The 18,036-nt window shown below is 70.3% G+C and carries 18 protein-coding genes; 12 read left to right on the top strand and 6 right to left on the bottom strand.

Annotated features, from left to right (window positions below):
* Nucleotides 1-147: 147 nt before the first annotated feature.
* The 5 genes from pgl to tkt form a co-directional block, all read right to left on the bottom strand.
* The gene (pgl, locus tag AB0M36_RS30705; protein WP_364164496.1) at nt 148-876 is read right to left on the bottom strand and encodes a 6-phosphogluconolactonase; all 729 of its coding nucleotides are present in this window, start codon (nt 874-876) and stop codon (nt 148-150) included.
* A 69-nt stretch (nt 877-945) separates the two neighbouring features.
* Nucleotides 946-1,962, bottom strand: coding sequence for a glucose-6-phosphate dehydrogenase assembly protein OpcA (locus AB0M36_RS30700; protein ID WP_364164493.1), 1,017 nt, complete (start codon nt 1,960-1,962; stop codon nt 946-948).
* Nucleotides 1,959-3,476: a glucose-6-phosphate dehydrogenase gene (zwf, locus tag AB0M36_RS30695; protein WP_364164490.1), complete on the bottom strand. Its 1,518-nt coding sequence runs from the start codon at nt 3,474-3,476 to the stop codon at nt 1,959-1,961. The genes AB0M36_RS30700 and zwf overlap by 4 nt, the downstream gene beginning before the upstream one ends.
* 100 nt (nt 3,477-3,576) lie before the next feature.
* Nucleotides 3,577-4,719, bottom strand: a complete 1,143-nt coding sequence (gene tal, locus AB0M36_RS30690; protein ID WP_364164487.1) for a transaldolase — start codon at nt 4,717-4,719, stop codon at nt 3,577-3,579.
* Nucleotides 4,720-4,728: 9 nt separating this feature from the next.
* On the bottom strand, nt 4,729-6,783 hold the full coding sequence (gene tkt / locus AB0M36_RS30685) for a transketolase (RefSeq protein WP_364164540.1): 2,055 nt from the start codon (nt 6,781-6,783) through the stop codon (nt 4,729-4,731).
* A gap of 350 nt (nt 6,784-7,133) precedes the next feature.
* Between tkt and AB0M36_RS30680 the strand changes: the two genes are divergently transcribed.
* Both AB0M36_RS30680 and AB0M36_RS30675 read left to right on the top strand, forming a co-directional pair.
* Complete coding sequence (locus AB0M36_RS30680; protein ID WP_364164537.1) at nt 7,134-8,087, top strand: heme o synthase; 954 nt, start codon at nt 7,134-7,136, stop codon at nt 8,085-8,087.
* Nucleotides 8,088-8,326: 239 nt separating this feature from the next.
* Entirely contained in the window at nt 8,327-8,623 is a 297-nt protein-coding gene (locus AB0M36_RS30675; RefSeq protein WP_364164485.1) for a hypothetical protein, read from the top strand.
* A gap of 111 nt (nt 8,624-8,734) precedes the next feature.
* On the opposite strand, the gene AB0M36_RS30670 is transcribed toward AB0M36_RS30675, so the two are convergent.
* Nucleotides 8,735-9,673, bottom strand: a complete 939-nt coding sequence (locus AB0M36_RS30670) for a COX15/CtaA family protein (protein WP_364164483.1) — start codon at nt 9,671-9,673, stop codon at nt 8,735-8,737.
* Nucleotides 9,674-9,898: 225 nt separating this feature from the next.
* Here AB0M36_RS30670 and AB0M36_RS30665 point away from each other — a divergent pair, with 225 nt between their 5' ends.
* The 10 genes from AB0M36_RS30665 to AB0M36_RS30620 all read left to right on the top strand — a co-directional run.
* Nucleotides 9,899-10,564 (top strand): ArsR family transcriptional regulator, encoded by a 666-nt coding sequence (locus tag AB0M36_RS30665; protein ID WP_364164534.1) that lies wholly within the window; start codon nt 9,899-9,901, stop codon nt 10,562-10,564.
* Nucleotides 10,561-11,982, top strand: coding sequence for a Fe-S cluster assembly protein SufB (gene sufB / locus AB0M36_RS30660; protein WP_364164480.1), 1,422 nt, complete (start codon nt 10,561-10,563; stop codon nt 11,980-11,982). Before AB0M36_RS30665 ends, sufB begins: the two co-directional genes overlap by 4 nt.
* Before the next feature lie 48 nt (nt 11,983-12,030).
* Nucleotides 12,031-13,164: a Fe-S cluster assembly protein SufD gene (sufD, locus tag AB0M36_RS30655; protein WP_364164478.1), complete on the top strand. Its 1,134-nt coding sequence runs from the start codon at nt 12,031-12,033 to the stop codon at nt 13,162-13,164.
* A gap of 3 nt (nt 13,165-13,167) precedes the next feature.
* Nucleotides 13,168-13,500: a non-heme iron oxygenase ferredoxin subunit gene (locus AB0M36_RS30650; RefSeq protein ID WP_364164475.1), complete on the top strand. Its 333-nt coding sequence runs from the start codon at nt 13,168-13,170 to the stop codon at nt 13,498-13,500.
* Nucleotides 13,497-14,261, top strand: coding sequence for a Fe-S cluster assembly ATPase SufC (gene sufC, locus AB0M36_RS30645; protein ID WP_364164473.1), 765 nt, complete (start codon nt 13,497-13,499; stop codon nt 14,259-14,261). Before AB0M36_RS30650 ends, sufC begins: the two co-directional genes overlap by 4 nt.
* 26 nt (nt 14,262-14,287) lie before the next feature.
* Nucleotides 14,288-15,517: a cysteine desulfurase gene (locus tag AB0M36_RS30640; protein ID WP_364164470.1), complete on the top strand. Its 1,230-nt coding sequence runs from the start codon at nt 14,288-14,290 to the stop codon at nt 15,515-15,517.
* Nucleotides 15,514-15,960, top strand: a complete 447-nt coding sequence (gene sufU / locus AB0M36_RS30635) for a Fe-S cluster assembly sulfur transfer protein SufU (protein WP_364164467.1) — start codon at nt 15,514-15,516, stop codon at nt 15,958-15,960. The genes AB0M36_RS30640 and sufU overlap by 4 nt, the downstream gene beginning before the upstream one ends.
* Nucleotides 15,961-16,235: 275 nt before the next feature.
* Nucleotides 16,236-16,586: a metal-sulfur cluster assembly factor gene (locus AB0M36_RS30630; RefSeq protein ID WP_364164464.1), complete on the top strand. Its 351-nt coding sequence runs from the start codon at nt 16,236-16,238 to the stop codon at nt 16,584-16,586.
* Nucleotides 16,587-16,899: 313 nt separating this feature from the next.
* Nucleotides 16,900-17,685, top strand: a complete 786-nt coding sequence (locus AB0M36_RS30625; RefSeq protein ID WP_364164462.1) for a maleylpyruvate isomerase family mycothiol-dependent enzyme — start codon at nt 16,900-16,902, stop codon at nt 17,683-17,685.
* A 97-nt stretch (nt 17,686-17,782) separates the two neighbouring features.
* A partial coding sequence (locus AB0M36_RS30620; protein WP_364164459.1) for a hypothetical protein occupies nt 17,783-18,036 on the top strand: 254 nt, incomplete at its 3' end.

Here is an 18,036-nt window from a genome sequence, read left to right as displayed (position 1 = left end):
GCGGCGATCCTGTTCTCGGGGAACTGGATGCTGCACGAGATGATGACGTACACGACGCAGCTGTTCGAGAAGCTGCCGACGCTGCTCGGCTGACCACAGCCGCACAGAAAGCCGCCCCGCGTCGCGCGGGGCGGCTTTTTCGTATCCTCAGCGCGTGGCCGCCGCCGCGGTGTCCAGCAGCCACACGGTCTTCGCCGCTCCGGCCGCCCGGGCCGCCGGCAGTGAGGTGTCGCCGCCGAGGGCCGCGCCGACCGCGGCCGCCTTGTCCGGCCCGGCGGCCACCAGCCAGACCTCCGCCGCCGACCGGATCGCCGCCATGGTCAGCGAGATGCGCGTCGGGGGCGGCTTGGGACTGTCGTGCACCGCCGTCGCCGTGCCCTCGGCGGTCGCGTCCGGGTGGCCGGGGAACAGCGACGCCACGTGTCCGTCCTCGCCGACGCCGAGCATGAGCACGTCGAAGCGGGGGAGCGGGTCGCCGCCGGCCGCCAGCTCGCGGACGTAGCGGTCCGCCGCCGCCTTCGCGTCGTCGCCGTCGGGGCCGTCCGCCGCCGGCATCGGGTGCACCCGTTCCGGAGCGAGCGGCAGGCCGTCCAGCAGGGCCTCGCGGGCCTGGGTCTCGTTGCGGTCCGGGTCGCCGGACGGCAGGAATCGCTCGTCGCCCCACCACAGGTCGACGCGGGACCAGTCGATGGCGCCCGCCGCCGGCAGCTCCTTGACGGCGCGCAACACCTTGGCCGCGACCCGGCCGCCGGTCAGCACCACGTCAGCCCGGCCGCGCACCGCCTGCGCGTCGATGATCGTGGTCACCAGTCGGGCCGCCACGGCCGACGCCAGAATGTCGGCGTCCGGAACCACCACGACAACGGTCTCGCTCATCGAACTCCTCATCACGAGCGCGGGGCCGCCCACCCGAAACGGCGGAGCGGCCCCCTTGATCCTAATGACTCAGACGGCGGACCCGCCGGGGCCCGCCATGGCGCCCGCCTCCTCGCCCGCGCGGGCGGCCAGCGCCGGGTCCTTCCACACGTGAACCCGCATCGGCGGCTTCTGTTCGAGGTTGGGAAGGCCCGCCATCGCGCCCAGCGCCTCGCCGTAGATCTGGTCGGGGTCGAGCCGGCGCAGCTCTTCGGCGAGCTCGTCGCCGACCGGCCGCTTCGGCAGCGGCATGTAGCGCGGCTCCTGCCCGGTACGGCTGAACAGCGCCGTACCCTCCTCGCGCGTGACCGTGACGCAGTCGCCGTTGGCGCATCCGAGCTGCACCGAGTGCATGCGCGGGGTCTTGTCGGTGTACTCCCACTTCGGCTCGATGCCCAGCCGCGACTTGAGCCACCCGCACATCAGGGCGGCGGTGGGATCGTCGGCCGGCGCGACGACCGTGGCGCCGGTGACCCGCTCCTCGGTGGTGTCGAAGGCACCCGCCACGAGGGTGCGCCACAGGGTGATGCGCGTCCAGGTGAGGTCGGTGTCGCCGGGTGCGTAGTCGACGGCCCGCTGCCTCAGAGCGGCGACCGGGTCCGGTGCGAGCTTGCTGTCGGTGATGCGGCGGTCCGCGACGACGCCGAGGAAGTCGTTGGCGATGACGTCCGGCGGCTCGCCGTGCCACCAGGTCACCACCGGCACGTCCGGGGCGAGCAGCGGCATGACCACCGACTCGGCGTGCAGGGCCAGGCGGCCGTACATGCGCATCACGACGGCCTCGGCCGGGCCCAGCCGCCCGCCGACGACGATCTCCGCGTCCAGCCGGCTGCGGCCCTCCAGGTCCGAGCGGACCACGACGAGCAGGCGGCACGGGTGCGCGGACGCCGCGATGGTGGCGGCGGCCTCCGCCTCGCGGACCTTCTTCTCCTCCACCACGGCGACGAGGGTGAGGGCGAGGCCGGAGGCCACGCCGCCCGCGCTGCGCCGCTCGGCCGCGAGCGCCTTGACGACCTCGTTGCCGGTGGTGTCCCACAAGCCGATCATGCCCGCCTCCAAGCCCGACCCTCGAGGGCCAGCATCTCGTCCGAAGCGCGCGGGCCCCACTCGCCGGCGCGGTACGGCTCCGGCTTGGTGCCGGTCCAGGCCTCCTCGAGGGGGTCGATGACGCGCCAGCTCTGCTCCACCTCGGCCGCGTCCGGGAACAGGGTCCGGTCGCCCACCAGCACGTCGAGCACCAGACGTTCGTACGCCTCCGGGCTGGACTCGGTGAACGCCTCGCCGTACTGGAAGTCCATCGCGATGTCCCGGACCTCCATCGTGGTGCCCGGCACCTTGGACCCGAACTTCAGCACCACGCCCTCGTCGGGCTGCACCCGGATGACCAGCTGGTTGTTGCCGAGCATCTCGACGTCGGCGGGGTCGAAGGGCAGGTGCGGCGCGCGCTTGAAGAGGATGGCGATCTCGGTCACCCGGCGCGGCATCCGCTTGCCCACCCGCACGAAGAACGGCACCCCGGCCCAGCGGCGGTTCTGGATGCCCAGGCGCACCGCGACGTACGTCTCCGTGGTGGAGTCCGCCGGCACGCCCTTCTCCTCGAGGTAGCCCGCCGCGCGTTCGCCGGCCACCCAGCCTGGCAGGTACTGCCCGCGCACCGAGCCGGCGCCGATGTCCTTGGGCAGGCTGATCGCCCGGAGCACCTTCAGCTTCTCGGCGCGGATCTCGTTGGGGTCGAAGCTCGTCGGCTCCTCCATCCCCACCAGGGCGAGCAGCTGCAGCAGGTGGTTCTGCAACACGTCGCGGGCGGCGCCGGCGGAGTCGTAGAAGGCGGCGCGGGTGCCGATGCCGACGTCCTCGGCCATGGTGATCTGCACCGAGTCGACGTACTTGGAATTCCACACCGGCTCGAACAGGCTGTTCGCGAAGCGCAGCGCCAGGATGTTCTGGACCGTCTCCTTGCCCAGGTAGTGGTCGATGCGGAAGACGTCCTCGGGGGTGAAGACCTCGTCGACCAGCTTGTTGAGCGCCATGGCGGTCTTCAGGTCGTTGCCGAACGGCTTCTCGACGACGACCCGGCGCCAGCCGCCGGACTTGGCGTTGTCGGCCATCCCGGTGCGGTTGAGCTGGTTGAGCACCAGCGGGAACGCGGCCGGCGGGATGGAGAAGTAGAACGCGGCGTTGCCGGCGATGCCGTTACGCTCGCGGAGCTCGTCCAACGTGCTCGCCAGGCTGTCGAACGCGGCATCGTCGTCGAAGGAGCCGGGAACGAACTGGAACTGGCTCGCCAGCCGCTGCCAGACGTCCTCACGCCACGGTGTCCGGGCGCCCTTCTTGGCGGCCTCGTAGGCCAGCGACTCGAAGTCGCCGTCGCCCCAGTCGCGCCGGGCGAAGCCGAGGACCACGAAGCCGGGCGGCAGCAGGCCCCGGTTGGCGAGGTCGTAGACGGCCGGGATCAGTTTCTTCCGCGACAGGTCGCCGGTGACACCGAAAATCACCAGAGCGCACGGCTCCGGGATCCTGGGAAGCCGTCGATCCTGTGCGGTGCGCAGCGGATTACCCACGTGTCCCATCCTGCCAGCTTTTCGTCATCGCGCAGGGTTACCCGAAACGGCCGGGCCCGACCCGCTCACGGCACTCGGCCGTGAGCGGGTCGGCGATGCCTCAGCGCGCCGCGGCGTCGCTCGGGTGGTCGGAGCCCTTGGCGGCGGCGTCGAGCGACTTCTTCACGTCGCCGAGCAGCTCGCCCCAGCTGGCCTCGAACTTCTCGACACCCTCGTCCTCGAGGACCTTGAAGACGTCCTCGAGATCGACGCCGATCGCGGCGACGTCGTCCATCACCTTCTGGGCGGCGGCGTACGAGCCGGTCACCGTGTCGCCCCGGGTCTCACCGTGGTCGTGGAAGGCCGTGATGACCGCTTCCGGCATGGTGTTGACCGTGCCGGGAGCGATCAGCTCCTCGACGTAGATGGTGTCCTTGTAGTCGGGGTTCTTCGTGCCGGTCGACGCCCACAGCGGCCGCTGCGGAAGGGCGCCCGCGTCGGCCAGGGCCTTCCAGCGGTCGGAGCCGAACACCTCGGCGTACGCCTGGTAGGCGAGCTGGGCGTTCGCGACCGCGGCCTTGCCCCGCAGCGCCTTGGCCTCGTCGCTGCCGATCTTGTCGAGCCGCTTGTCAATCTCGGTGTCCACCCGGGACACGAAGAAGGAGGCGACCGAGCCGATCTTGCTGAGGTCGTGGCCGTTGGCCTTGGCCTGCTCCATGCCCGCTAGGAAGGCGTCCATGACGGCCCGGTAGCGCTCCAGCGAGAAGATCAGCGTGACGTTGACGCTGATGCCGGCGCCGAGTGTCGCCGTGATCGCCGGCAGACCCGCCTGGGTGGCCGGGATCTTGATGAAGAGGTTGGGGCGGTCGACGAGCCACCACAGCGTCTTCGCCTCGGACGCGGTCTTCTCGGTCGCGTGCGCGCTGCGCGGATCGACCTCGATGGACACCCGCCCGTCGACGCCGTTCGACGCGTCGTACGCCGGCCGCATGACGTCACAAGCCCAGCGCACGTCGTACGAGGTCAGCAGCCGCACCGCCTCCTCGACGGTGACCTGCTGCGCGGCGAGGTCCTTGAGCTGCTCGTCGTACGCGTCGGCGTCGGCGAGCGCCTTGGCGAAGATGGTCGGGTTAGTGGTCACGCCGACCACGTTCTGCTCGCGGCGCATCTTGTCCAGCGAGCCGCTCTGCAGGCGTACGCGGGAAAGATCGTCGAGCCATACCGCCACGCCGGCGGCAGAGAGGTCAGCCAGCCTGTCCGTCATCTTCACTCCTCAGTTTCCGGTCTTGTGACCGGTGATTTCGCCGACCTTGGCGAGGGCGGCGTTGGCCTTGGCCACCACGTTGTCCGCGGTGAAGCCGAACTGCTCGAACAGGATCTTCGCCGGGGCGCTCGCACCGTAGTGCTCGATGCTGACGGCCTCTCCGGCGTCGCCGATCAGACGGTCCCAGCTCATCCGGATGCCGGCCTCGACGGTGACGCGCGCCTTGACGCCCCGAGGAAGCACGTGCTGCTGGTAAGCCGTGTCTTGGGCGAAGAACCACTCCTGGCACGGCATCGACACGACCCGGGTCGGGGTGCCCTCGGCCTCGAGACGTTCCTGTGCGGTCAGGCAGATCGACACCTCGGAGCCGGTGCCGATGAGGATCACGTGCGGGTCGCCGCCGGACGCCTCCGAGAGGATGTAGCCGCCCTTGAGGACGCCCTCGGCCGACGCGTACCTGCCCCGGTCGATGGTCGGCAGGTTCTGCCGCGACAGCGCGAGGGCGGTCGGGCGGTCGGTGTGCTCCAACGCGCCGCGCCAGGCCCACGCGGTCTCGTTGGCGTCGGCCGGACGCACCACGTCGAGGCCGATGATCGCCCGCAGCGCCGACAGCGTCTCGATCGGCTGGTGTGTCGGGCCGTCCTCGCCCAGACCGATGGAGTCGTGCGTCCACACGTAGATGACCGGAAGCTTCATCAGCGCCGACAGGCGGACGGCGCCACGCATGTAGTCGCTGAAGACCAGGAAGGTGCCGCCGTACGGCCGGGTGCCGCCGTGTGCGGCGATGCCGTTGAGGATCGAGCCCATGCCGTGCTCGCGGATGCCGAAGTGCAGGGTGCGGCCGTACTCGTGGCCGGGGAACGCCTTCGTGGCGTACTCGGCCGGAATGAACGAGGGCTCGCCCTTCATCGTGGTGTTGTTGCTCTCGGCCAGGTCGGCCGAGCCGCCCCACAGCTCGGGCAGCACCGGTGCGAGGGCGTCGAGCACCTTGCCGGACGCGGCGCGGGTGGCCAGGCCCTTGGGGTCGGCCGGGAACTCGGGCAGCGCCGCCGCCCAGCCCTCGGGCAGCGCGCGGGCGGCGAGGCGGTCGTACAGCTTGCGGCCCTCTTCGTTGCCGGCGGCCCAGGCCTCGAAGGCCTTGTCCCACTCGGCGTGCGCGTCGCGGCCGCGGGCGGCGACCTGGCGGGCGTGCTCGAGCACCTCGTCGGCGACGGCGAACGTCTCGTTGGGGTCGAGACCCATGATCTGCTTGGTCGCCGCGACCTCCTCGGCGCCCAGGGCGGAACCGTGGATCTTGCCGGTGTTCTGCTTGTTGGGCGCGGGCCAGCCGATGATGGTGCGCAGCACGATGAAGGACGGCTTGTCGGTGACCGCCTTCGCGGCCTGGATCGCCGCGTAGAGGGCCTCCACGTCCTCGTTGTACTCGCCCTTCTCGGGGTCGCCCTGGCGCCAGTCCACCGTCTGCACGTGCCAGCCGTAGGCCGCGTAGCGCGCGCCGACGTCCTCGTTCTTGGCGATCCGGGTGTCGTCCTCGATGGAGATCTCGTTGTCGTCGTAGATCACCGTGAGGTTGCCGAGCTTCTGCACGCCGGCGACGGCGCTCGACTCGTGGCTGACACCCTCCTCGATGTCCCCGTCGGAGCAGAGGGCGAAGACGTGGTGGTCGAAGACCGAGGTGCCGTCGGCGGCGTCCGGGTCGAACAGGCCGCGCTCGCGGCGGGCCGCCATCGCCATGCCGACGGCGTTGCCGATGCCCTGGCCGAGCGGGCCCGTGGTGACCTCGACGCCGGGGGTGTGCCCGAGCTCAGGGTGACCGGGGGTCAGCGAACCCCACTGGCGCAGGGAGGCCAGATCGTCGAGCGCCAGGCCGTAGCCGGAGAGATAGAGCTGAATGTAGAGCGTCAGGCTGGAGTGGCCACAGGAGAGCACGAACCGGTCGCGGCCGGCCCACAGCGGGTCGGTGGGGTCGTGCCGCATGACCCGGTTGAACAACAGGTAGGCGGCCGGGGCGAGGCTCATCGCCGTGCCGGGGTGGCCGTTGCCGGATTTCTCGACGGCGTCCATGGCGAGCACGCGGACGGTATCGACCGCCCTGCGGTCGAGGTCGGACCAGTTCAAATCGTCTTTGGCAGCCACGTCGGTCGATCTCCTCGGGCATGGTGTGGGAACCCTTTGAAAGTGACCCTATCCAGTCCGCGTAAACCACCGGCACGGGAACGCCGCAGGCCCATACGCTGAGAGCGGACACCGGCCCTGACCGCACGCCGCCGGCTGTGACGCCGTGCACCCTCGACGGGTCGACCGAGCAGCGCCTCGGGCTGCGCGTAGGCTGTCCGAACGTGCCAGCCCGTCCGCACCGGTGACGGCTGACGAAATGCGCCCTCGCCGATGCCGGAAGGTGGCTGTCCGTGAGCATGATCACCGAGCGTCCCGCCCAGGGGCGGTCGCCGGGTCTGAGGGAGGCGGCGCCACCGGCGGCGCGTGCCACGGCCCGTCGTGACATCCGCGCCGTGCTGGCGGCGTACGTCTCGCTGACCAAGCCACAGATCGTCGAACTCCTGCTGGTGACCACCATCCCGGCGATGATGTTCGCCGCCCGCGGATGGCCTGACCTGGGGCTGATGGCGGTCGTGCTGATCGGCGGCTCGCTGGCCGCGGGCGCGGCCAGCGCGCTCAACTGCTACATCGACCGCGACATCGACCAGCTCATGCGCCGCACCAAGCGCCGCCCGCTGGCCACGCACAGCCTCACGCCCCGCGCGGTGCTGATTTTCGGCCTGACCCTGGCCGCGGTCTCGCTCGTGCTCATGGCCGCGTTCACCAACTGGCTGGCGACGGCGCTGACCGCGGCCGCCATCGTCTATTACGACGTCGTCTACACGCTCTGGCTCAAGCGGCGCACCCCGCAGAACACCTTCTGGGGCGGCATCTGCGGCGCGGCTCCGGTGCTCATCGCCTGGGCGGCGGTGACCGGCACGGTCGCTCCCATCGGGTGGGCACTTTTCGCCGTTGTCTTCTTTTGGCAGATGCCGCACTTCTACCCGCTGGCCATCAAGTACAAGGACGACTACGCCCGCGCCGGCATTCCGATGCTGCCCGTGGTCCGCTCGGCCCGCCGGGTGAACAACGAGATCCTGATCTTCACCGTGCTCACCGTGGTGGCCTCGCTGGCCGCCTGGCCGCTGGGCATGGGCCCGATCTACGGCGGCACGGCCCTCGTCGCGGGCGCCGTGTTCCTGCTCGAGGCCGTCCGCCTGGTGGGCCGCTCCCGCCGTGGCGAGCCGCTCAACGCGATGCGGCTCTTCCACTGGTCGATCACCTACCTGACGATTCTCTTCATCGCCGTCGCGGTCGACGCCCTCATCTGACGCACAGGGTGTGCGTTTCGCATTGAGTGACGCCATTGCGGCACGTCGCACATAATGCCCGTTTTATCGACCCGTCCGGTGACTCTCGATCCCTCGATCGAGGGAACGTTTGCCGGGGTGTAAAACGGACTCAATCGGGTCATACCAATGCTCGATCGCGCTAAACCCGCAGGTAATTGGCGTCACAAAAAGCACCCGTCCATGCTTGCTCCCGGCGAAAGTCTGCCTAGGCTTCCCTCATGGCAGAAGGTTCCGATACGACACTGACCGCCGACATCAAGTCATTCGCCTCCGGTCACGGCGGTGCGAAAGCGGTCATCGAGTACGTCGGCAAGCGTGGCGCCCGCATCGTCCTCGTGGGCGAGGACGGCGAATGGACGGACCAGTTCGCCGCCGCCGGCACGGACGTCGCCCGGCAGGCCTGCGAGACCGCGGGCGTCGAGGTGGAGAACGAGTGGGAGCGCGAGCTCATGGAGCAGATGCGGCCCAGCAACGACCTCTGGCGGTCAATGTCCCGCCGCAGCATGGCGCGGTAACTTTCCCCATCAGTCGGTGCGGCCCGGAGGCTTCCGGGCCGCTTTCGTTGGTGGGTCCCGCTTCGTTCGCCTCGCGTGAGCGCGTCGGCTTTCGCAGGCCGCGGGTCGCGATCAGGCGATTGAGGCCGGGATCGTGGTGGTGCAGGGGTGTGGGGTCGAGGCGGCCTGGCTGGGCATGGGCGGGGTGGGGCGGTCGCGCAGGCGCCAGAGGACGTTGAGGGTGGCCACCCAGACCAGGCAGGCGCCGAGCATGTGGGCCGCCACCAGGACCACCGGCAGGTGGGTGAAGTACTGGACGAAGCCGACCAGGCCCTGCGCCAGCTCCACCACGACGAACACGCCGGCCGCCCGGATCGCGGGCGCCGGGGCGTCCGCCGCGCGCAGCGCGAACCACAGCGCCACCGACAGGCCGATGAGCAGGAAGACCAGGTCGGCGTGGACCTGCGAGATCGTCGCCGGGTCGAGGCCGTTGCGCCGGGCGTTCTCGTCGCCCGCGTGCGGGCCGCTGCCCGTCACGATCACGCCGACCACGATCACCGCCGCGCTCGCGAGTGCGGTCAGGGCGGTCAGGTGGCGCAGCGGGCGGGCCACCAGCGCTCGGGTGGGCGCGTCGCCCTCCTTCGTGCGCTGCCAGAGGGCCCAGGTCACCGAGATCAGTGCCATCGAGAGCAGGAAGTGCAGGCCGACCACCCACGGGTTGAGGTCCGTCAGGACCGTGACGCCGCCGATGACGCCCTGTCCGGGGATGCCGAGCCCGGCCGCGAGCGACAGCAGGATCAGCGAGCGGCGGCGGGGCTTGTGCCGCAGCGCCGCGATGAAGGTGGCGAGGGCGATCAGTCCCAGCGCGACGCCGAGCAGCCGGTTGCCGAACTCGATCACTCCGTGGACGCCCATCGCGCGCGTCGTCGTGTACGACGAGTCGGTGCACTTGGGCCAGGTGGGGCAGCCGAGGCCGGAGGCGGTCAGCCGTACCGCCGCGCCGGTGACGACCAGGCCGACGTTGGCGACGAGGGACGCGAGGGACAGGCGGCGCAGCAGGGCGGTGCTCACGTGCGGCATCGTACGCCCGAATTCGATCTTGATTTTGGGCGGCTCCGGGGAGGTCTGCTTAGGCTGCCCTTCGGTGTCCTGGATCACCGGAGCGCCAGTTTGCAGGCACGGAACGAATTACGTAACGTTGGCGTAGTGAAAAACGGAGTGCTGTCGCGGAGCAGTCAGGTGGCCGGTGCGGCCGCCGGTTCGCGCGCATCCTCCGCGGAGGGCAAGGGCGTCGACGTGCGCACCCGTGACCGGGTCGCGCAGCTGCTGCTGGAGCGGGGCACCGCCACCGCGGCCGAGCTCGGCGCGCAGCTCGGGTTGAGCCCGGCCGCCATCCGCAAGCACCTGGACGCGATGCTCGCCGACGACCTCGTCGAGGCCCGCGAGACGCCCCAGCGCGCACCGCGCGGGCGGGGCCGCCCGGCCAAGACTTTCGTGCTCACCGCCACCGCCCGCGAGGGCTTCCCGCACTTCTACGACGGCATGGCCACGGCGGCCGTGCGCTGGATCGCCGAGCACGGTGGTCCCGAGGCCGTCGAAGCTTTCGCCGCGGCTCAGGTCTCCGCGCTCGAGGAGCGCTGCCGCACGGCGATGCTCGAGGCCGGTGACGCACCGATCGCTCGGGCGGAGGCGCTCGCTGAGGCGCTGACAGCCGAGGGCTACGCTGCCAACGCGACCACGATCGCGTCCGGCGGGCAGCTGTGCCAGCACCACTGCCCGGTGGCGCACGTGGCCGCCGAGTTCCCTCAGCTGTGCGACGCCGAGACCGCGGTCATTTCGCGGCTCATCGGCACCCACGTGCAGCGCCTCGCCACCATCGCGCACGGCGACGGGGTGTGCACCACGCACATCCCAGCCCCGCAGTGTGCACCTGTCTCAATCACGGTTAGGACGGAAAGATGACCGACCAGATCGTCACTCAGGAAGAGCACCTGGCCGCTCTTGGCAAGTACGAGTACGGCTGGGCCGACGCCGACGTCGCGGGCTCCACCGCCCAGCGTGGTCTGTCCGAAGCCGTGGTGCGCGACATCTCCGCGAAGAAGAACGAGCCGCAGTGGATGCTCGACCTGCGGCTCAAGGGTCTGCGTCTGTTCGACCGCAAGCCCATGCCGAACTGGGGCGCCGACCTCACCGGCATCGACTTCCAGAACATCAAGTACTTCGTGCGCTCCACCGAGAAGCAGGCCCAGAGCTGGGAGGACCTGCCCGAGGACATCAAGGCGACCTACGACCGGCTGGGCATCCCCGAGGCCGAGAAGCAGCGCCTCGTCGCGGGCGTCGCCGCGCAGTACGAGTCCGAGGTCGTCTACCACAAGATCCGTGAGGACCTCGAGGAGCAGGGTGTCGTCTTCCTCGACACCGACACCGCCCTGAAGGAGTACGAGGACGTCTTCAAGGAGTACTTCGGCACGGTGATCCCGGTCGGCGACAACAAGTTCGCCGCCCTGAACACCTCCGTGTGGTCCGGCGGCTCGTTCATCTACGTGCCCAAGGGCGTCAACGTGGAGATCCCGCTGCAGGCGTACTTCCGGATCAACACCGAGAACATGGGCCAGTTCGAGCGGACCCTGATCATCGTCGACGAGGGCGCGTACGTGCACTACGTCGAGGGCTGCACCGCGCCGATCTACTCCTCGGACTCGCTGCACAGCGCGGTCGTCGAGATCATCGTCAAGAAGAACGCCCGCTGCCGGTACACGACCATCCAGAACTGGTCGAACAACGTCTACAACCTGGTCACCAAGCGCGCCACCTGCGAAGAGGGCGCGACCATGGAGTGGATCGACGGCAACATCGGCTCCAAGGTGACGATGAAGTACCCGGCCGTCTACATGACCGGCCCGCACGCCAAGGGCGAGGTGCTCTCGGTCGCGATGGCCGGCGAGGGCCAGCACCAGGACGCCGGCGCCAAGATGGTGCACGCCGCGCCGTACACGTCGTCGACGATCGTCAGCAAGTCGATCGCCCGGGGCGGTGGCCGCACGTCGTACCGCGGTCTCGTGCAGGTGATGGACGGCTCGCACCACAGCAAGAGCACGGTCAAGTGCGACGCGCTGCTGGTCGACACGATCTCGCGCTCGGACACCTACCCGTACGTCGACATCCGCGAGGACGACGTCAACATGGGCCACGAGGCGACCGTCTCCAAGATCAGCGACGACCAGCTCTTCTACCTGATGAGCCGGGGCCTGACCGAGGACGAGGCCATGGCGATGATCGTGCGCGGCTTCATCGAGCCGATCGCCAAGGAGCTCCCCATGGAGTACGCCCTCGAGCTGAACCGCCTCATCGAGCTCCAGATGGAGGGGGCTGTCGGCTGACCGCCGCACCCACTCCCGGCCTTCGCAACGACTGAGAACAAGGACGAGATGACTACCGAGGCCATGGCCCCGCCGAGCACCAAGTCGCAGGTGCTGCGTTCCTTCGACGTCACCGACTTCCCGGCCGTCACCGGCCTGGAGGAGGAGTGGCGCTTCACCCCGATCAAGCGGCTGGGCGCCCTGATCACGGCGACCTCGCTCACCGGCGCGGCCCCCGGCTACGCCCCGGGCGACCTGCCGGCGGGCGTCTCGGTGACCCAGGTCGACGCGGGCAAGGTCGACGCCGTGCTCACGCCGTTCGACCGGATCAGCGCCCTGGCGCACGGCTCGGCGGCGGAGGTGACGCTGATCGACGTCGCCCCGGAGACCGTGTCCGACACCGCGGCCGTGATCCGCGTCGTCGGACAGGGCGGCGAGGCCGCGGCCGCGCGCACCTACGTCCGGGTGGGCAACTTCGCCAAGGTCACCATCGTGCTGGAGCAGACCGGCACGGCGACCCTCGCCGACAACATCGAGGTCGTCGTCGGCGACAGCGCCCAGCTCACCCTCGTCACGATCGCCGAGTGGGACGCCGGCTCGGTCCAGGCCCAGCACGTCAAGTTCAAGGTCGGCCGGGACGCCCGGGCACAGCACGTGCAGGTGTCCCTCGGCGGCGACCTGGTCCGCCAGTTCACCAGCGTCGACTACACCGGCCGCGGCGGCGACGCCGAGCTCTGGGGTCTGTACTTCGCCGACGCCGGGCAGCACCTCGAGCACCGGCAGCTCGTCGACCACAGCGTGCCGGACTGCCGCAGCTACGTCGGCTACCGCGGCGCGCTGCAGGGCGCCTCGGCGCACACCGTCTGGGTCGGCGACGTGCTGATCCGCGCGGCGGCGACGGGCACGGAGACATACGAGATCAACCGCAACCTCGTGCTGACCGACGGCGCCCGGGCCGACTCGGTGCCCAACCTCGAGATCGAGACCGGCGAGGTCGCCGGCGCGGGCCACGCCAGCGCCACCGGCCGCTTCGACGACGAGCAGCTGTTCTACCTGATGGCCCGCGGCATCCCCGAGGACGAGGCCCGCAAGCTCGTGGTCCGCGGCTTCTTCGCCGAGCTGATCAACAAGATCCCGGTCGAGGAGCTGCGCGAGCGCCTGGGCGACGCCATCGAGGCCCGGCTGGCGAAGGCGGGGGCCTGAGCCATGTCCTTCGAGCTTGTCGGGCCCGCCGCCGAGGTGGCGAAGGGCACGGCGATCTCCGTCGAGGTGAACGGCGTCGACGTCGCGGTCGTGCACGCGGACGACGACAACTTCTACGCCGTCCGCGACGAGTGCAGCCACGCGACCGTCCCTCTCTCCGAGGGCGAGACCGACGGCTGCACCCTCGAGTGCTGGCTGCACGGCTCCCGCTTCGATCTGCGCACCGGTGAGCCCTCCGGACCGCCCGCCACCGAGCCGGTGGCGACCTTCCCCGTCGAGATCCGCGACGGCGACATCTACGTTTCGACGACACCGAGTAATGGAGTAGAGCCGTGAGCACCCTGGAGATCCGCGACCTGCAGGTTTCGGTCAAGCTGCCCGAGGGCGACCTGAAGCCGATCCTGGCCGGGGTCGACCTCACCGTCAAGGCGGGCGAGACCCACGCCATCATGGGCCCCAACGGCTCCGGCAAGTCCACGCTGGCCTACTCCATCGCGGGCCACCCCAAGTACGAGATCACCGGCGGCACGGTGACCCTGGACGGCGCGAACGTCCTGGACATGAGCGTGGACGAGCGCGCCCGGGCGGGCCTGTTCCTCGCCATGCAGTACCCGGTCGAGGTTCCCGGTGTGTCGGTGGCGAACTTCCTGCGTACCGCCAAGACCGCGATCGACGGCGAGGCGCCGAAGCTGCGGACCTGGGCCGGCGAGCTGCGCGGCGCCATGGAGAAGCTCCAGATGGACCCGGCGTTCGCCCAGCGCAACGTCAACGAGGGCTTCTCGGGCGGCGAGAAGAAGCGCCACGAGATCATGCAGCTCGAGCTGCTCAAGCCGAAGATGGCGATCCTCGACGAGACCGACTCCGGCCTCGACATCGACGCGCTGCGCATCGTCAGCGAGGGCGTCAACCGGGTCCGCGAGACCGGCGAGACCGGTCTGCTGCTGATCACCCACTACACCCGCATCCTGCGCTACATCAAGCCGGACTTCGTGCACGTCTTCGTCGCCGGCAGGATCGTCCAGGAGGGTGGCCCCGAGCTCGCCGAGCAGCTCGAAGCCGAGGGGTACGAGCGGTACATCGCCGGCGCCCGCGCCTGACCCGAGCCTGTCTCTAGGAGATCAAGATGACCTTCGACGTGGCCCGGGTTCGCGCCGACTTCCCGATCCTGGGCCGGGAGATCAACGGGCATCCGCTGGTCTACCTGGACAGTGCTAACACCTCCCAGAAGCCGCGCCAGGTGATCGACGCCATGCGTGATCACCAGGAACGGCACAACGGCAACGTGTCGCGCTCGGTGCACACGCTCGGCACCGAGTCGACCACCGCGTACGAGGACGCCCGCGCGAAGGTCGCGGCCTTCATCGGGGCGCCGTCGCCGGACGAGGTGGTGTTCACCAAGAACTCCACCGAGGCGATCAACCTCGTCGCGTGGACGGCGGCGGAGTTCCTGTCGCTCGGCCCCGGCGACGAGATCGTGGTCTCCGAGATGGAGCACCACTCCAACCTCGTGCCCTGGCAGCTCCTCTGCCAGCGCACCGGCGCGACCCTGCGCTGGTTCGGCGTCACCGACGAGGGGCGACTCGACGAGTCCTCGCTCACCGAGCTGGTCAACGAGCGCACCAAACTCGTCTCGGTCGTCCACATGTCCAACATCCTCGGCACGATCAACGACCCGGCGCGCATCGTCGCCCGGGCACACGAGGTCGGCGCGCTGGTCATGCTCGACTGCTCGCAGTCGGTGCCGCACTTCCCGGTGGACGTGCGCGACCTCGGCGCCGACTTCATCGCGTTCACCGGCCACAAGATGCTCGGCCCGACCGGCATCGGCGTGCTCTGGGGCCGGATGTCGCTGCTCGAGACGATGCCGCCGTTCCTCGCGGGCGGCTCGACGATCGAGACGGTCACCCTGGAGGGCACCACGTTCGCGCCGCCCCCGGCCCGCTTCGAGGGCGGCACGCCGCCGATCACCGAGGCCATCGGCCTCGGCGCCGCCGTCGACTACCTGACGGCGCTGGGCATGGAGAACGTGCACCGCCACGAGCAGGAGATCACCGCGTACGCGTTGAAGGCGCTCATGGACGTCCCCGGCGTACGCATCTTCGGTCCCGCCACGCCGGAAGGCCGCGGCGGCACGGTGTCATTCGAGGTAGACGGGGTACATCCGCACGACGTGGGGCAGATCCTCGACGGCCTCGGCGTCGAGGTGAGAGTGGGCCACCACTGCGCGCGCCCGGTGTGCGCGCGCTACGGGGTTCCGGCGATGACCCGAGCCTCGTTCTACCTCTATACGACGACCGACGAGATCGACGCCCTGGCGCGCGGTCTGGAGCAGGTGCGAAGGGTGTTCGCATGATCGACCAGCTCTACCAGGACATCATCCTGGACCACTACAAGCACCCGCACGGGCGCGGCCTGCGAGACCCGTACCAGGGCGAAGCGCACCACGTGAACCCCACCTGCGGCGACGAGATCACCGTCCGGGTCACCAGCGACCTGTCCGACATCTCGTACGACGGCGTGGGCTGCTCGATCAGCCAGGCCTCGGCGTCGGTCCTGCACGAACTGCTGAAGGGTCGCCCGGTGGCGGAAGCCTTCGCGGTCCACGAAGCGTTCCTCGAGCTGATGCAGAGCCGAGGCCAGGCGGAACCCAACGAAGAAGTACTCGGCGACGGCATCGCATTCGCCGGCGTTGCGAAATACCCGGCCCGGGTGAAATGTGCGCTGCTGCCGTGGATGGCGTTCAAGGACGCCGCGGCGCGCGCCGGTGTGGGCGTCAGCCCGGAGGTGACGGCATGACCGACAGAACTGTAGAAGAAATCGCCGCGGACGCGGCGGAGACGGCCGGGCCGGACGACGCCACGTCGCCCGCCTCGTCAGCCGGATCGCCGACCGATTCGCCGGCTGCCGCGCCAGCCGGGTCGTCGGCCGATTCGCCGGCTGCTGCGTCGGCTGCGTCGGCGGTCGCTTCGCCGGCTGCTGCGTCGGCTGCGTCGGCGGTCGCTTCGCCGGCTGCTGCGTCGGCTGCGTCGGCGGTCGCTTCGTCGGCTGGACCGTCGGACGCGGGCTCGGGCGTGAGCGCGGGCTCGGGCGGGGGCGCCAAGGCCGCCGTCGCCGACGTCGAGGAGGCGATGAAGGACGTCGTCGACCCGGAACTCGGCATCAACGTGGTCGACCTCGGCCTCGTCTACGACGTTCACGTCGACGACGACAACGTGGCCACCCTCGACATGACGCTGACCTCGGCGGCGTGCCCGCTGACCGATGTGATCGAGGACCAGACCCGCCAGGCGCTGACCACCGGCCCCGGCGGCGGCCTGGTGCAGGACTTCCGGATCAACTGGGTCTGGCTCCCGCCGTGGGGCCCGGACAAGATCACTGACGACGGCCGCGACCAGCTCCGGGCGCTCGGCTTCAACGTCTGACGTTCGCGACGCTGCGCTGAGCTTCGGATAGCCGTCGGGCCCTTTGTGGCCCGGCGGCTTGCGCGTGTCAGGGCCGCCGCCTGCCCGCCGCCAAATTCCCCGCTCCGCTCGTGCTGTTCAGGCGTGGCCCTGCTCGTGCTGTTCAGGCGTGGCCCTGCTCGTGCTGTTCAGGCGTGGCCCTGCTCGTGCTGTTCAGGCGTGGCCCTGCTCGTGCCGTTCAGGCGTGGCCCTGCTCGTGCCGTTCAGGTGCGACTTCTCGACGTCGTGACCTGCGGTACCGGGAATTGTCGGTGGCCGGTGGTAGACAACGGGCATGACCTCGATGCCGCCGTACCCGGACCTGATGGACCAGATCGACGAGCGCGCGACCGCGTTCCGCGAGGCTGCGACCGTGGCTGGCCTCGCCGCCCGCGTCCCCGGCTGCCCGGATTGGACGGTGCGTGACCTGATCGTGCACCTCGGCAAGGTCCACCGCTTCTGGGCAGCGACGGTCACAGCAGGACCTGCCGACGGCCCTCCGTCCGCCGAGACCCTCGGCGACACTTCCCCCCAGCCCGACCTGCTCGCGTCGTCGGCCGAATCCATCCCACTGCTGCTCGAATGGTCGGCCGAGTCCACCCTCCTGCTGCTGGAGGCCCTGCGAGCCGCCCCGTCCGACAGCGAATGCTGGACGTGGTGGGAAGCCTCGGAAGCACCGACGACCGTGGGAGCGGTCGCCCGCCACCAGGTCCAGGAGGCGGCCGTGCACACATATGACGCCCAGGAGGCCGCCGGCAAAGCGGAGCCGGTTCCCGCCGCCATCGCCGTGGACGCGGTCTCGGAGTTCCTGGTGGTGAGTCTCGGCAGCCTCGGAGCGTGGCCACACCGCCCGGCCCGCATCGCGTTGTCCGCAGTGGAGGGACCGACCTGGCTGGTCGACCTCACCCCGGCCGGCGCAAAGGCCGACCCCGCACCCAGCGGCGAGCCGGTGGCCACCATCCAGGCCTCCGCCAGCGACCTGCTCCTGCTCCTCTACGGCCGCATCGGCACGGACTCGGTCACGATCAAGGGAGACCGCTCGGCCGTGGACGAACTCCTCACCTGGATCGACAACGACTGAGCCGCCCAAGCCCGCCCTGTCGTCTGCGGCGCCCGTCCCGCCGAGCTGATCCACAGTGCGCCGCGTTAGCGCCCAGCCGTGCCGCGCGTGCGCCGTGGTGGTTGAGCCGCGCCGCGTCGCGTGGGGTCGGGCCGCGTGGGGTCGCGCCGGATTGCGCCTGGTCGCGCTGGGTCGCGCTGGGTCGCGCTGGGTCGCGCTGGGTCGCGCTGGGTCGCGCTGGGTCGCGCTGGGTCGCGCCGGGTCGCGCTGGGTCGCGTCGCGCTGGGTCGCGTCGCGCTGGGTCGCGTCGCGCTGGGTCGCGTCGCGCTGGGTCGCGTCGCGCTGGGTCGCGTCGCGCTGGGTCGCGTCGCG

The sequence above is a fragment of the Actinoplanes sp. NPDC051346 genome (genome assembly GCF_040682215.1).
Classification (GTDB): domain Bacteria; phylum Actinomycetota; class Actinomycetes; order Mycobacteriales; family Micromonosporaceae; genus Actinoplanes.
This window is presented reverse-complemented; position numbering and strand designations above follow the sequence as displayed.

What these genes read in the sequence shown, in the direction of transcription:
- sufU (WP_364164467.1), top strand. Translation starts at nt 15,514, where the DNA reads ATGATCGACCAGCTCTACCAGGACATCATCCTGGACCACTACAAGCAC.
- tkt (WP_364164540.1), bottom strand. Translation starts at nt 6,783, where the DNA reads ATGGACGCCGTCGAGAAATCCGGCAACGGCCACCCCGGCACGGCGATG.
- pgl (WP_364164496.1), bottom strand. Translation starts at nt 876, where the DNA reads ATGAGCGAGACCGTTGTCGTGGTGGTTCCGGACGCCGACATTCTGGCG.
- sufD (WP_364164478.1), top strand. Translation starts at nt 12,031, where the DNA reads ATGACTACCGAGGCCATGGCCCCGCCGAGCACCAAGTCGCAGGTGCTG.
- AB0M36_RS30680 (WP_364164537.1), top strand. Translation starts at nt 7,134, where the DNA reads ATGATCACCGAGCGTCCCGCCCAGGGGCGGTCGCCGGGTCTGAGGGAG.
- sufB (WP_364164480.1), top strand. Translation starts at nt 10,561, where the DNA reads ATGACCGACCAGATCGTCACTCAGGAAGAGCACCTGGCCGCTCTTGGC.
- AB0M36_RS30625 (WP_364164462.1), top strand. Translation starts at nt 16,900, where the DNA reads ATGACCTCGATGCCGCCGTACCCGGACCTGATGGACCAGATCGACGAG.
- AB0M36_RS30640 (WP_364164470.1), top strand. Translation starts at nt 14,288, where the DNA reads ATGACCTTCGACGTGGCCCGGGTTCGCGCCGACTTCCCGATCCTGGGC.
- AB0M36_RS30675 (WP_364164485.1), top strand. Translation starts at nt 8,327, where the DNA reads ATGGCAGAAGGTTCCGATACGACACTGACCGCCGACATCAAGTCATTC.
- AB0M36_RS30650 (WP_364164475.1), top strand. Translation starts at nt 13,168, where the DNA reads ATGTCCTTCGAGCTTGTCGGGCCCGCCGCCGAGGTGGCGAAGGGCACG.
- tal (WP_364164487.1), bottom strand. Translation starts at nt 4,719, where the DNA reads ATGACGGACAGGCTGGCTGACCTCTCTGCCGCCGGCGTGGCGGTATGG.
- AB0M36_RS30700 (WP_364164493.1), bottom strand. Translation starts at nt 1,962, where the DNA reads ATGATCGGCTTGTGGGACACCACCGGCAACGAGGTCGTCAAGGCGCTC.